The organism is Streptococcus himalayensis, from assembly GCF_001708305.1.
Lineage (GTDB): Bacteria > Bacillota > Bacilli > Lactobacillales > Streptococcaceae > Streptococcus > Streptococcus himalayensis.
Genome location: NZ_CP016953.1, coordinates 2,232,370 through 2,246,070, shown reverse-complemented (window position 1 = coordinate 2,246,070; position 13,701 = coordinate 2,232,370). Strand labels below are relative to the sequence as shown.

General features: G+C 42.7%; 12 protein-coding genes. 11 read left to right on the top strand and 1 reads right to left on the bottom strand.

Annotated features, from left to right (window positions below; all coding sequences use genetic code 11):
- Positions 1 to 240: 240 nt before the first annotated feature.
- The 10 genes from pbp2b (at position 241) to BFM96_RS10505 (ending at position 10,873) form a co-directional block, all read left to right on the top strand.
- Positions 241 to 2,292, top strand: coding sequence for a penicillin-binding protein PBP2B (gene pbp2b / locus BFM96_RS10550; protein WP_068994001.1), 2,052 nt, complete (start codon positions 241 to 243; stop codon positions 2,290 to 2,292).
- A 10-nt stretch (positions 2,293 to 2,302) separates the two neighbouring features.
- The gene (gene recR / locus BFM96_RS10545; protein WP_068993998.1) at positions 2,303 to 2,899 is read left to right on the top strand and encodes a recombination mediator RecR; all 597 of its coding nucleotides are present in this window, start codon (positions 2,303 to 2,305) and stop codon (positions 2,897 to 2,899) included.
- 16 nt (positions 2,900 to 2,915) lie between these two features.
- Positions 2,916 to 3,959: a D-alanine--D-alanine ligase gene (locus tag BFM96_RS10540; RefSeq protein ID WP_068993995.1), complete on the top strand. Its 1,044-nt coding sequence runs from the start codon at positions 2,916 to 2,918 to the stop codon at positions 3,957 to 3,959.
- 104 nt (positions 3,960 to 4,063) lie between these two features.
- On the top strand, positions 4,064 to 5,434 hold the full coding sequence (locus tag BFM96_RS10535) for a UDP-N-acetylmuramoyl-tripeptide--D-alanyl-D-alanine ligase (RefSeq protein ID WP_068994332.1): 1,371 nt from the start codon (positions 4,064 to 4,066) through the stop codon (positions 5,432 to 5,434).
- On the top strand, positions 5,424 to 6,035 hold the full coding sequence (locus BFM96_RS10530) for an NUDIX hydrolase N-terminal domain-containing protein (RefSeq protein ID WP_068993993.1): 612 nt from the start codon (positions 5,424 to 5,426) through the stop codon (positions 6,033 to 6,035). Before BFM96_RS10535 ends, BFM96_RS10530 begins: the two co-directional genes overlap by 11 nt.
- A gap of 39 nt (positions 6,036 to 6,074) precedes the next feature.
- Positions 6,075 to 6,782 (top strand): YwaF family protein, encoded by a 708-nt coding sequence (locus BFM96_RS10525; RefSeq protein WP_068993991.1) that lies wholly within the window; start codon positions 6,075 to 6,077, stop codon positions 6,780 to 6,782.
- 617 nt (positions 6,783 to 7,399) lie between these two features.
- Positions 7,400 to 8,944, top strand: coding sequence for a peptide chain release factor 3 (locus BFM96_RS10520; RefSeq protein ID WP_068993988.1), 1,545 nt, complete (start codon positions 7,400 to 7,402; stop codon positions 8,942 to 8,944).
- A 15-nt stretch (positions 8,945 to 8,959) separates the two neighbouring features.
- The gene (locus BFM96_RS10515; RefSeq protein WP_068993985.1) at positions 8,960 to 9,340 is read left to right on the top strand and encodes a PH domain-containing protein; all 381 of its coding nucleotides are present in this window, start codon (positions 8,960 to 8,962) and stop codon (positions 9,338 to 9,340) included.
- A 10-nt stretch (positions 9,341 to 9,350) separates the two neighbouring features.
- Complete coding sequence (locus BFM96_RS10510; protein ID WP_068994331.1) at positions 9,351 to 9,947, top strand: YitT family protein; 597 nt, start codon at positions 9,351 to 9,353, stop codon at positions 9,945 to 9,947.
- Between the two features lie 14 nt (positions 9,948 to 9,961).
- Positions 9,962 to 10,873, top strand: coding sequence for a magnesium transporter CorA family protein (locus BFM96_RS10505; RefSeq protein ID WP_068993982.1), 912 nt, complete (start codon positions 9,962 to 9,964; stop codon positions 10,871 to 10,873).
- Positions 10,874 to 10,914: 41 nt separating this feature from the next.
- Here the strand turns inward: BFM96_RS10505 and BFM96_RS10500 are convergent, their stop codons facing one another.
- A complete protein-coding gene (locus tag BFM96_RS10500) occupies positions 10,915 to 11,538 on the bottom strand; it encodes a hypothetical protein (protein WP_068993979.1) in 624 nt (207 codons plus the stop codon).
- Positions 11,539 to 11,945: 407 nt separating this feature from the next.
- Here BFM96_RS10500 and BFM96_RS10495 point away from each other — a divergent pair, with 407 nt between their 5' ends.
- A complete protein-coding gene (locus BFM96_RS10495; RefSeq protein WP_068993977.1) occupies positions 11,946 to 13,514 on the top strand; it encodes a DEAD/DEAH box helicase in 1,569 nt (522 codons plus the stop codon).
- Positions 13,515 to 13,701 lie beyond the last annotated feature (187 nt).

Here is a 13,701-nt window from a genome sequence, read left to right as displayed (position 1 = left end):
AAATCATTCTGTTTGGCTTACTTAGTCTATCTCATTTCACAACAAAAATAAATAGGTATCTGTTTGATGTTAAGTAAAAGAGGTGAAATTTGAGATGAAGACAATCATTTGCGATTTTCATGTTTTTTCCAATGAATGATTTTCTTCCTGTGTTTGTCGTGGGATTTTCAAAGAAAGTCTACTTCTCTTTTTCTTTTTTGTGGTAAAATAGAATAGATAGAAAATCAGTATGAGGAAGGTATGACAGCGAAAAAACGAGAGTTTGATAGGACATCCATTCCCAAACGACTTAATTTACTCTTTGGGATTGTGATGATCTTGTTTGGGATTTTACTTGCACGCTTGGGCTATATGCAGGTTCTCAATCAAGAATTTTATAATAAAAAATTAGCAACAGCCAGCCAGCTCAAAATCAGCCACAGTTCCGTCCGTGGTCAAATCTATGATGCCAGTGGTAAACCCTTGGTGGAAAATACGACCAAGCAGGTGGTTTCCTTTACGCGGAGCAATAAAATGACGGCTGCTGAGATGAAGGAATTGGCAGAAAAGCTTTTATCTTATATCAGCGTTAAAGATATTCAGGTGACAGAACGCCAGCAAATTGATTATTATCTGGCAGATCCAGACATGTATCGGGGTGTGGTCGCCAAACTTCCAAAACAGAAGCGATTGGATACCGATGGCAATCAGCTGCCAGAAAGTGAGATTTATCAGGCGGCAGTCGAGAGTGTTAATCCTAAGCAATTCCACTACTCAGACCAAGAAAAAAAGGTTATTTTTCTATTTAATCAGATGAACAAGGTTGCAAATTTCCAAACAGGAATACTGGAAACGGATCCTTTGAGTCCAGAGCAGGTTGCGCATCTTGCTGCAAGGAGTAAGGAATTAACAGGCATCAGTGTTACCGTTTCGTGGGACAGAAAAGTTTTAGAGACTAGCCTAGCTTCGATTGTCGGAAGTGTTTCTAGTGAAAAGGCAGGATTGCCAGCAGAAGAAGCGAAAGAGTACCTGAAAAAAGGCTATTCTTTGAATGATCGCGTGGGAACGAGCTATTTAGAAAAGACCTATGAAGAGTTTTTGCAGGGAAAACGCTCTGTCAAGGAGATTCATTTGGATAAAAATGGAAATCTAGAGAGTGTAGACACGATTGCTGAAGGCGAGAAAGGCTCAAATATCAAACTGAGCATTGATTTGGATTTCCAAAATGGGGTCGAAGAGATTTTGAAAAAGCATTTGACCTCGGAGATTGCAGCGGGCAATGCCACCTATTCAGAAGGGGTCTATGCCGTGGCGATGAATCCAACTACAGGAGCCGTTCTTGCGATGGCAGGCATGAAACATGATCTAGAGAAAGGCGATGTTCGGCCAGATGCTCTAGGGAGTATTACCAATGTCTTTGTACCAGGGTCTGTGGTCAAGGGAGCAACTCTGAGTGCGGGCTGGGAGCATGGAGCGATTTCTGGCAATCAAGTCTTGACAGATCAGCCCATCGTTTTTGGAGGCGGAGAACCCATCACTTCTTGGTTTACGCAGTATGGGCTGCGGCCAATTACAGCGGTAGAAGCCTTGGAATATTCTTCCAATACCTATATGGTGCAGTTGGCTCTTGCTCTGATGGGTACACCTTATCAGGAAAATATGAAGATCGATTTGACCAACTTGAATGCCTCTATGGAGAAATTGCGGGCAACGTTTGCGGCATACGGCTTGGGAACCTCAACAGGGATTGATTTACCAGGCGAATCAGAAGGTTTTGTTCCCAGAGACTTTACCTTTGCCAATTATTTAACCAATGCCTTCGGACAATTTGACAACTACACGCCTATGCAGTTAGCTCAATATGCAGCTACTGTCGCTAACAATGGCGTACGAGTAGCCCCTCATTTGGTTGAGGGCATCTATGGAAATAATGAAACGGGTGGCTTGGGAGACTTGATTTCGACAGTGGAGTCCAAGGAGATGGGGAGAGTTCCGATTACTCCAGAAGAGATGGGGCTGATTCAGCAAGGATTTTATCGAACAGTTCATGGAGAAAATGGCTTTGCAACCGGAAAGACGATCGGCCAAGGCGAGGCGGTGTCTATCAGTGCCAAAACAGGAACTGCCGAAACCTTTGTCAATGGAGGGCAGCAGGCTGTCAATACCAACGTGGTCGCCTACGCTCCAAGTGACAATCCTCAGATTGCAGTAGCTGTGGTTTTTCCCCATAATACAGACCTAGCTTCAACAGTCAGTCATACGATGACGCGGGAAATTATCAACCTCTACCAAAGCAAACACCCTATGAATTAGAAAGGAAGCTATGCTTTATCCAACACCGATTGCTAAATTGATTGATAGCTTTTCAAAATTACCCGGAATTGGGATTAAAACAGCGACAAGGCTGGCATTTTACACGATTGGGATGAGTGATGATGATGTCAATGATTTTGCGAAAAATTTACTCTCAGCCAAACGAGAGTTGACCTATTGTGCGATTTGTGGGAATTTAACCGATGACGATCCTTGTGCCATTTGCCAAGATACGTCAAGAGATCGAACTACGATTTTAATCGTTGAAGATAGTCGAGATGTCTCTGCTATGGAAAATATCCAAGAATATCACGGTTTGTACCATGTTTTGCACGGCTTGATTTCGCCGATGAATGGGATAGGTCCTGATGACATCAACCTCAAGAGCTTGATTGAGCGGTTGATGGATAGTGAAGTGACAGAGGTCATTGTTGCAACGAATGCCACTGCAGACGGTGAGGCAACGTCGATGTATATTTCACGAGTTCTCAAACCAGCTGGCATCAAGGTGACCCGCTTGGCACGTGGACTAGCCGTCGGATCTGACATCGAATACGCAGATGAAGTAACCTTGCTTCGCGCAATTGAAAACCGAACAGAATTGTAATATAAAGGAGACAAAAATGGCAAAAGAAACCCTAATCCTGCTTTATGGTGGGCGGAGTGCAGAACGAGAAGTGTCTGTCTTATCAGCAGAAAGTGTCATGCGGGCTGTGAATTATGATAAATTCTTGGTCAAAACGTATTTTATCACTCAGCAAGGACAGTTTATTAAGACCCAAGAATTTGACCAAACTCCTAGCGATGAGAAATTGATGACTAATCAAACCATTGACTGGGATAAAGAAATTAAACCTAGTGATATTTATGAAAAGGGAGCGGTGGTCTTTCCCGTTCTTCACGGTCCGATGGGCGAAGATGGCTCGATTCAAGGATTTTTAGAAGTTTTAAAAATGCCCTATGTTGGCACAAATGTGCTATCCTCAAGCGTTGCCATGGATAAGATTAGTACCAAGCGCGTGCTAGAGTCAATTGGTATTGCTCAAGTTCCTTATGTGGCGGTGATTGAAGGGGATAATCTGGATCAAAAAATCCTAGAAATCGAAAGGGAACTTTCTTATCCTGTCTTTACCAAGCCATCCAATATGGGCTCTAGTGTCGGTATTTCAAAGGCAACAAATCAAGCAGAACTCCGTGAATCACTGGCTCTTGCCTTTCAATATGATAGCCGCGTCCTTGTCGAACAAGGGGTGGAAGCTCGAGAAATTGAGGTGGGACTGCTTGGAAATTACGATGTGAAGAGCACTTTGCCAGGTGAAGTGGTCAAGGATGTGGATTTTTATGACTATGATGCCAAGTATATTGATAATAAAATCACCATGGATATTCCAGCTAAGATTTCTGATGAGGTGGCCGCAACTATGCGGTCAAATGCAGAAATAGCCTTTCGTACCTTGGGGGGCTTAGGCTTATCGCGTTGTGATTTCTTCTACACGAAAAAAGGTGAGGTTTTCCTCAATGAGCTAAATACCATGCCGGGCTTCACCCAGTGGTCCATGTATCCTCTTCTATGGGAAAATATGGGGCTCAGCTATCCAAATCTTATCGAGCGTTTGGTAGAGTTGGCCAAAGAAGTTTTTGAAAAACGAGAGAAACATTTATTATAGGAGGAGCGGAGGACAGATGTTCTCTCTCCTTTTTGCCTTTATTACCAATCTTTCGACTGTTCTATGATATAATGGAGAAAGTATAGACTAGAAGGTGAAGAATGATGAAATTAAGCTTGTATGAAGTGGCGCGTGTAGTGAAAGCCAAAAATGATGTGACGGTGTTTGAGGATAAGGTATTTAAAAAAGCTGAGTTTGATAGCCGCTTGATTGAAGATGGAGATTTATTTTTGCCCTTAAAAGGTGTGCGAGATGGACATGACTTTATCTCAACGGCTTTTGAGAAGGGAGCTGCAGCAACCTTGTCAGAAAAATCCTTATCAGATGTCCCTTATATTTTAGTGGATGATGTATTAGCCGCTATGCAGTACTTAGCCCACTATTACCTCGAAAAAATGGCGGTTGATGTTTTTGCGGTGACGGGTTCAAATGGGAAAACAACGACCAAGGACATGCTGGCCCATCTCCTATCCAGTCGCTTTAAAACCTATAAAACTCAAGGGAATTACAACAATGAAATTGGTCTTCCTTACACCATTTTGCACATGCCAGAAGGAACTGAAAAGCTAGTTCTGGAAATGGGGCAGGACCATTTGGGCGACATTCATTTGCTGTCGATGTTGGCTCGGCCAAAAGTGGGCATCGTCACCTTGGTAGGAGAAGCCCATCTGGAATTTTTCAAGAATCGCTCTGAAATTGCTCAAGGGAAATTGCAAATCGCAGATGGGATGGCAAAAGGAGGACTGCTTTTGGTTCCTACAGATGCCATTATCGAGGAGTATCTCCCGCAGGACCAAGAAGTGATACGATTTGGCCAAGGGGGAGATTTGTATCTGCGTGAATTGGTGGAGGAAAAAGAAAGTTTGCATTTTTCATGGAATGAAATGGAGAACGTAATCACCCTCCCTGTGACTGGAAAATACAACGCCACCAACGCTATGCTAGCAGCCTATGTTGCTAAAAAAGAGGGCATTAGTGACGAGGAGATTGTCGCGGCCTTTCTGCAGTTACGCTTGACCCGCAATCGGACTGAGTGGAAAAAAGCCCAGAATGGAGCCGATTTACTGTCAGATGTGTACAATGCCAATCCAACGGCGATGCGCTTGATTTTAGAGACTTTCTCAAGCATTCCTGCCAATCCAGGGGGGCGAAAGCTAGCTGTCTTGGCAGATATGAAGGAGTTGGGGGAGGAGTCTTTCGCCATGCATGCAGCCGTGATTAATACTCTAGATCCTGAATGCATTTCTCAGCTATTTTTATATGGAAAAGATATGGCAGCCTTGTACAATCAGGCAAAAGAACGGTTTGCTCCAGAAGCGCTTCATTACTTTGTCAAGGATGAAGAGAAGGATGAATTTGAGGAGCTTTGTGCCCTTGTTGCTGAGACATTGCATCCAAAGGATCAAGTCCTTCTCAAAGGCAGTAACAGCATGAATCTAGCCCTATTGGTAGAAAGATTGGAAAATGGACGCTAAACACATGGCCTTGGCTCTCCAACGCTTACTGGCAATCACCCATACAGGTCTTTCTTTTAGTCGCAATCCTTTTGATCAGGAACGCTATGAAGAGATTGAAAAAGAGTTGCACCAGTTATTGGAGTCTATGACCGATTTAGACCCTCAAGAGGTGGGTGATTTGCTCCGCCCGACTCGCTCCTATGCGACCCCTTTGCTAGATGTCCGTGCCTTTATCGTTAAAGAAAATCAGATTTGCTTGGTAAGAGGAGTGGGCAAAGACGATTGGAGCTTGCCAGGTGGATTTGCAGAGATCGGCTTATCTCTAAGAGAAAATGTAGCCAAAGAAGTGAAAGAAGAGACAGGATTTACAGCGGATGTCAAGGAATTATTGGCGATTTTTGATACGAATCGTCATCAATTTCAAGGGCAGCAATTTATGAAATGTGTCTTTGCTTGTGAGCTTTTAGAAGGAGCTTTTCAGCCCAATCATGAGATTGCAGAGCTGCGATTTTTTGAGATAGATGACTTGCCAGTCTTGTCGCAAACACGGATAACAGGTGAGCAAATCACATGGTGTTGGGAGATTTATCAGGGGAGAAAACCTCAAATGATTGATTAAGAGTTCGAATGAGTGGAAGGACTATAAAGGAGAGAAACGATGATAGAGGAATTTTTTACAGCCGTTCAGACAGAGCCGCCGCAATTGACGCTTGTAGATCATGCGTGCTTGGCCTTGCTCTTAGTAGGAGTGATATATGGGGTTATGAAGGCTTATCAAAAACAGTCCTGCTTGTTTGCGTTCAAAGGTCTGCAAGTGATACAACTCCTGACCCTCTATGGCTGGTATATCTGGACGAGAACGCCTATATCAGAGAGTTTACCGCTTTATCATTGCCGGATGGCCATGTTTGCCTTGCTACTCATGCCAGACGAGTGGCTTTACAAGGAATACTTTGCAGGAATTGGCGTTTTTGGTTCTATTGTTGCCCTTCTCTATCCAGTCTTTGATCCCTTTCCTTGGTTTCATGTGACTATCTTTTCCTTTATTTGTGGTCATGTGGCCTTGTTGGGCTCTTCCTTGATTTATCTGCAACGCCGAAAAGCCTTGCACTTAACCAAGCGTCATATCGTGGAAATCACGGTCATTCTTAATCTTGGGATATTGCTGGTAGATATCTTGACCGGGGGCGATTATGGCTTCTTACGCCAGCCACCCTTAGTTGGCAATCACGGATTGTTTCTCAATTATCTGATCATGACGCTAGTCTTTATCGTGGCCTTATGTTCAGTATTTAAGGGACTGAAGTTCTGGCGTACCCTAGAAGAGCAAAGGTGGAGTGAAAGGGTGGATGAAGAGCTGGGCTGAGTGGTATCACTCTTTTCTATGTGCTAGTGTTGACAGACATCAGTCGTAAAAGAGTTGCCCAGTTGGAAGTTTAGAAATCAAAAACCGCAGAGAGAGGCTATTAACTCCACTTTCTGCGGTTTTTAGCGATTTGTCATTTGTTTTTAAATAATATATGAAAAGTAGTGACTATTCGTTCTTCTATGAACATTGAGCCGATTGGTTGAAATTTTAAGAAATGAAGGTACTGAGTGAATAGAAATCGGCACGACAAATGCATGAAGAAAATCATTCGTTGAAAAAGTTGTGAAAACGCCAAAATGCCCACTTTGATAACCTTATTTTACAAAAAATCCGAAGGATTTTCGAGAAATTCTCTAGTTTTTCATCCTTTAATACTACATGAAAGTTTCGCTTTCGGCAATTACGAGTTTTGGTTTTCAATAATTCAGAATAAAAAATCACATTTTAGAAATAATTCTGAAAAATTTTCTTCATGCGTTTGTCGTGAGAAGTGTGCTGAAATGATTGAAAAAATCCTTGAAATTAGCTATACTAGATGGGTTAGAGAAAAGGAGACATCCAATGTAGGAAGTGAGAAACGCAGGTAGATACAAGGATGATAAGGAGAAAAAAAGATGACATTACAAGATGAGATAAAAAAACGCCGTACCTTTGCCATTATTTCCCACCCGGATGCGGGGAAAACAACGATTACAGAGCAGTTGCTCTACTTCGGTGGGGAAATTCGTGAAGCTGGTACGGTTAAGGGAAAAAAGACAGGAAATTTTGCTAAGTCTGACTGGATGGATATTGAGAAACAGCGGGGAATTTCAGTGACTTCTTCTGTGATGCAGTTTGACTACGATGGCAAGCGGGTTAATATCTTAGATACCCCAGGACACGAGGACTTCTCAGAAGATACTTATCGGACGCTGATGGCAGTTGATGCGGCGGTCATGGTGATTGACTCCGCAAAGGGGATCGAGGCTCAGACTAAGAAATTATTTGAAGTCGTAAAACACCGTAATATCCCAGTTTTTACCTTTATCAATAAATTGGACCGTGACGGTCGTGAGCCACTTGATCTCTTGGAAGAATTGGAAGAAGTTCTTGGGATTGCAAGTTTTCCAATGAATTGGCCAATTGGTATGGGAAAATCGTTTGAGGGCTTGTATGACTTGCATAACAAGCGGTTAGAACTCTATCGTAGTGAGGAACGCTTTGCCAGTTTTGATGAGGGAGAAGCGCTCTTTGGAAGCAATCCTTTCTATGCTCAAGTCTTAGAGGACATTGAACTTTTGAGCGAAGCGGGAAATGAATTTTCAGAAAGTGCTATTTTAGAAGGAAAGCTAACACCGGTTTTCTTTGGCTCGGCCCTAACGAATTTTGGGGTGCAAACCTTCCTTGAAACCTTCTTGCAATTCGCACCAGAACCGCATGGGCATTTGAAAACGGACGGTGAGATAGTCGAGCCCTTATCTAATGACTTCTCTGGTTTTGTTTTTAAAATCCAAGCCAACATGGATCCTCGTCATCGCGACCGAATTGCTTTTGTCCGCATTGTTTCTGGTGAATTTGAGCGTGGGATGGATGTCAATCTTACTCGTACAGGAAAGAAAGCTAAGCTGTCTAATGTCACCCAGTTTATGGCTGAGGCACGGGAGAATGTTGAAAATGCAGTAGCAGGTGATATTATTGGGGTCTATGATACAGGAACCTACCAAGTTGGTGATACGCTAACGGTTGGAAAAAACAAGTTTGAATTTGAACCCCTGCCAACCTTTACTCCTGAAATTTTCATGAAAGTTTTTGCCAAAAATGTGATGAAACAAAAATCCTTCCACAAGGGAATTGAACAGTTGGTGCAAGAGGGGGCCATTCAGCTTTACACCAATTATCAGACAGGCGAGTATATGCTGGGGGCCGTTGGTCAGCTCCAGTTTGAAGTTTTTAAACACCGCATGGAAAATGAATACAATGCAGAAGTTGTGATGACTCCAATGGGGAAAAAGACGGTGCGTTGGATTTCGGAAGAACAGCTGGATGAGCGGATGTCGTCTAGCCGTAATATTCTTGCCAAGGATCGCTTTGACCATCCTGTATTCCTCTTTGAAAATGACTTTGCCCTCCGTTGGTTTGCGGACAAGTATCCAGATGTGGTACTAGAAGAAAAGATGTAAGAAAGAAGGCTTAAAATGGGACTATTATCTGGTTTAATGGGGAATGCTGGTCAAACGGATGCAGCAAGAGTAGAAGCACAACTAGAGGCGGTTTTATTACCGACAGAACAGGTAAATGAAGCCTTTAGCCTAATTCGTGATTTAATCGTTTTTACCGATAAGCGCTTGATTTTGGTAGACAAACAAGGAATGACCGGAAAGAAAACGTCCTATAAATCTATTCCCTATCGTTCCATTTCTCGTTTTGAAGTTGAAACATCTGGGCATTTTGACCTGGATGCTGAGTTGAAAATCTGGATTTCATCTGGTGTAGAACCTGCTGAAACTCTGCAATTTAAGAGTGATAAAAGTGTTATTGCCATTCAGCAGGCTCTTGCCGAAGCGGTGCTAGGTTAAGATAAGGATGATGAGAAAAGAAGAACTCAAAAATACAGCCTTGGTTATTCTAGGCTCCATTCTGTTTGGCATCAATATCAATCTTTTTGTGATTCCCAATGAATTTGGAGAAGGGGGAATTACAGGGTTGACTCTGCTTCTCTACTATGTTTTTGGGTGGAGTGTTGGGCTGACCAGTTTTATCTTTAATGCTGTTTTGTTGGTGTTAGCCTATACATTTTTGGATAAGAAGCGCGTGATATATACCCTCTTATCCATTGTCATGATGTCTTTGTCCTTGGAAGGGACGAAATCCCTTCAAGGACTTTATCAAGTTCCCTATATTGCTATGTTTCCAGCAGGGATATTGACGGGGATTTCCTTGGCCATGGTGTTGCTGGGTCAAGGGACAACGGCAGGGAGTGACATCATCGCTCTTTTATGTGAAAAATATTGGGGGTGGAAGGTTGCTAAGGTTATTCTCGCCATAGATATTTTGGTCTTGCTGCCTTTGGCACTTAAAATTGGTTGGCTCAAGACCTTCTATACGCTGGTGATGATTGTCATTATCAGCCGAACGCTCGATGCTTTATTAGCATTGGCGAAGAAAAGCAACCCAACTTCCTAGGAGAGAGAACAGAGATGTTTATTGAAAAAAATTTGAAAAATGGGATGTCTTGGATTAATCTCGATGCGGCTACTTTCGCGCGAGTTCCTGATGATTATCAGAAATACGACATTGATCGAGAAACGATTGAATACGCCCTTGATAAACATGAGCGAGCGCACATGGATTACAATCGTGAAGATGGAACGGTTGTTTTTATCTATAATGTTCTTGATGTGGAGCGAGAAAAGGACTATTATGAAACCATTCCTATGACCTTCATCGTACAAAAAAATCGTTTGATTACGATTACGGACGAAGACAATGCTTATGTGGTAAACAATATGATGGACTATCTAGAGCGTCATGACTCTATTTCTGTCTATAAATTTCTCTTTGCCAGTATTGAGTTGATTAGTCATTCCTATTATCCGATTATCGAAAGAATGGATAAGACCAAGGATGAGATTAACAGTCTTTTACGCCAAAAGACAACGAAAAAGCACTTGTTTGCCTTATCGGACTTAGAAACCAGTACGGTCTATTTGTTGGCAGCTGCTAAGCAAAATCTCATGCTGTTAGAACACATCAAAGGACATGCTATTTATCGCGCATTTGATGAGGTAGAAACCGAACAGTTTGAAGATGCCATGATTGAAGCTCGTCAGTTGGTTGCGATGACAGACTTGGTCTCACAAGTCCTGCAACAGCTGTCTAGCTCCTACAATAATGTTTTGAATAATAATTTAAACGATAACTTGACCTTGCTAACGATTATCTCGATTTTATTAGCGGTATTAGCCGTGATTACAGGTTTCTTTGGCATGAATGTGCCATTGCCATGGATGGAAAATGACCATGCTTGGATGTATATCGTCATTATTAGCATTGTCTTGTGGGGAGTCTTGGCAGAGCTCTTGAAATGGGCAGCCAATAAACAATCATAGGAAAAAGAGTTGGGCATGGTGGCTCAACTCTTTTTGAGAGGTTAGGGAAGTTTGTTGAAGCGATAGTCATGATTTCCAGCAAAGGAAATGGTAGAGCCAGAACGCCAGTAAGGAATGACGCTGCCCTCTTTGAGGCCAGTGGTTTCTAAGCCTGTCCAAGGAGCGGTAGTGATGGTTTCAATCGTGATGATATGAAAAAGGGGATTGAGCTGCCCTTCAAAGAGTGTGGTGGAAAGGGTTCCTTTGGCGCTATCGTAGTGAATTCCTTGGTTTTGCAGGGTGGTGGTCATGGCCTGCTCGAGAGTCGCAGTCAAGGTTTCTGCAAGAAAAGAATCCGCTGAAATTCCTATGCTAGCAAGGAGGGCTTCTTTGTCCAAAGTAGCAGTGAGCTTGAGAGTCGCTCTATCGTCTTTGACTTCTAAGATGACTTGCTGTTGCTTTAATAGAGTGGTAAGGTCAAGTTCTGTTCCAAGTCCTTCCACTTGCTTGTTCAGCTCTTCTTGGATTTTCTGACGAGCGATTTGTTCTAGATTTGGGCTATGCCATTGTCCAGCGATACGACCATTTTGGTAGAGAAAAATGCTGGCCGTAAGGAGTAGGGCTGAAATGATGAGAATTGTACGAAGGAATTTTCCCTTCTTTTTTCTTGTTTTTTGACGTTTCATAGACCTTCTTCTTTCTCTTTTTTTGGCATTATACTACATCCTTTTTCTTCTGTCAAAAGTTTGAAAACGAAATCTCTTTGAAATAAAAGGATAAAAAGCTATCTATTTCTGAGATTTGTGTTATACTAGAGAAGTTGCAATGCAACAAGATTGTAAATATTGGGAAAAAAGCTCCACTTCTTGCACCAGAGTGATGTCTAAAAAACCTGTCCTACGTAGACAGTTTTCTTTTTTAGACGAGGGCTACTGTCCCATTGGTGTTTAGAGTGGAATATCTGTTTGGCCTCTTCAAATCCTTTTATAAAAAAGTATTTGAGCGCAGTAATGTCGAGTTTGTCATAGACTTTCGACAACCTTGCGGAGGCGAAACGACAAAGATAACTCCACTCTCTTAGAAAGAAGGATAGATGAAATTTAATGAATTACAGTTATCTGCTGACTTGCTAGCAGAAATTGAAACAGCAGGGTTTGTGGAAGCCAGCCCCATTCAAGAGAAGACCATTCCCCTTGCCCTTGAGGGAAGGGATGTTATCGGTCAAGCACAGACAGGAACAGGAAAAACAGCTGCCTTTGGTTTGCCAACTCTTGAAAAAATTCGCACAGATGAGCTGATTGTGCAAGCCTTAGTGATTGCACCAACGCGCGAATTAGCAGTTCAAAGTCAGGAAGAGCTCTTTCGTTTTGGACGAGGTAAGGGGGTCAAAGTACGCTCAGTCTACGGTGGTTCGAGTATTGAAAAACAAATCAAGGCACTGAAAACAGGTGCGCACATTGTCGTTGGAACGCCAGGTCGTCTTCTTGATTTAATTAAACGCAAGGCCTTGAAACTCAATCATGTGGAAACCCTTATCCTTGATGAAGCAGATGAAATGCTCAACATGGGCTTCTTGGAAGATATTGAATCTATTATTTCTCGTGTTCCAGAAGAACGCCAAACCCTTCTCTTTTCAGCGACTATGCCAGCTCCGATCAAGCGAATTGGCGTTCAATTTATGAAAAATCCTGAGCATATTCAGATTGAAGCCAAAGAATTGACCACGGAATTAGTGGATCAATACTATGTTCGTGTCAAAGAGCAGGAAAAATTTGATACCATGACTCGTCTCATGGATGTCGATCAGCCAGAATTGTCGATTGTATTTGGTCGGACCAAGCGGCGTGTGGATGAATTGACCCGTGGATTGAAAATCAGAGGTTTTCGTGCAGAAGGAATTCATGGCGACTTGGATCAAAGCAAGCGGCTCCGTGTTCTGCGTGATTTCAAAACGGGCGGTCTTGATGTCCTTGTTGCAACGGATGTTGCAGCTCGTGGTTTAGATATTTCAGGCGTGACGCATGTCTATAACTATGATATTCCGCAGGACCCAGAAAGCTATGTTCACCGTATCGGCCGGACAGGTCGTGCTGGAAAATCTGGTCAATCCATTACCTTTGTATCGCCAAATGAAATGGGCTATCTCAAGATTATTGAAGATTTGACCAAAAAACGCATGACAGGCATGAAACCTGCGACAGCAGAAGAAGCCTTCCAAGCTAAGAAAAAGATTGCACTGAAGAAAATCGAACGTGATTTTGCCGATGAAAGCATTCGCAAAAACTTTGATAAATTTGGGAAGGATGCAATCAAATTAGCCAGCGAATTTTCACCAGAAGAATTGGCGATGTACATCTTGAGCTTGACGGTACAAGATCCTGAATCCATGCCAGAAGTAGAAATTGCGCGTGAAAAACCATTGCCATTTAAGTATGTCCCAGGTGATAAGGGCGGAGGACGAGGCAAGTCGTCTGGTAAAGGCGGTAGATCGTCAAACAACCGCCGTGGAGATGACCGTCGTTCTGGTGGCCGCAGAGATTACAAGGAAAAACGCCGCTCTAATGACCGCGACCGCTTTGGAAAAGACAATAAAAAACCACGCAAACGCATCTCTAGCGAGAAAAAGACAGGCTTCGTCATCCGCAATAAGGGAGATAAGTAAAATAATCCAGTGGATTATTTTAGCCCGAGCCTAGACATTCGAAAGCGAGGTTAATCCGGCAGATTTCTTTAGATGTCCAGTGAACCAGTTTATTTTAACAAATTAGTGGATTTCTTTAGCGACTGTTCTTCAGGTTCAGCAAAGCTCAAGATTTAGTCAGTCTGCTATTCAAGTAACAAGTAGACCT

Coding starts and splice junctions, on each gene's coding strand:
- pbp2b (WP_068994001.1), top strand. CDS start 241: ATGACAGCGAAAAAACGAGAGTTTGATAGGACATCCATTCCCAAACGA.
- recR (WP_068993998.1), top strand. CDS start 2,303: ATGCTTTATCCAACACCGATTGCTAAATTGATTGATAGCTTTTCAAAA.
- BFM96_RS10540 (WP_068993995.1), top strand. CDS start 2,916: ATGGCAAAAGAAACCCTAATCCTGCTTTATGGTGGGCGGAGTGCAGAA.
- BFM96_RS10535 (WP_068994332.1), top strand. CDS start 4,064: ATGAAATTAAGCTTGTATGAAGTGGCGCGTGTAGTGAAAGCCAAAAAT.
- BFM96_RS10530 (WP_068993993.1), top strand. CDS start 5,424: ATGGACGCTAAACACATGGCCTTGGCTCTCCAACGCTTACTGGCAATC.
- BFM96_RS10525 (WP_068993991.1), top strand. CDS start 6,075: ATGATAGAGGAATTTTTTACAGCCGTTCAGACAGAGCCGCCGCAATTG.
- BFM96_RS10520 (WP_068993988.1), top strand. CDS start 7,400: ATGACATTACAAGATGAGATAAAAAAACGCCGTACCTTTGCCATTATT.
- BFM96_RS10515 (WP_068993985.1), top strand. CDS start 8,960: ATGGGACTATTATCTGGTTTAATGGGGAATGCTGGTCAAACGGATGCA.
- BFM96_RS10510 (WP_068994331.1), top strand. CDS start 9,351: ATGAGAAAAGAAGAACTCAAAAATACAGCCTTGGTTATTCTAGGCTCC.
- BFM96_RS10505 (WP_068993982.1), top strand. CDS start 9,962: ATGTTTATTGAAAAAAATTTGAAAAATGGGATGTCTTGGATTAATCTC.
- BFM96_RS10500 (WP_068993979.1), bottom strand. CDS start 11,538: ATGAAACGTCAAAAAACAAGAAAAAAGAAGGGAAAATTCCTTCGTACA.
- BFM96_RS10495 (WP_068993977.1), top strand. CDS start 11,946: ATGAAATTTAATGAATTACAGTTATCTGCTGACTTGCTAGCAGAAATT.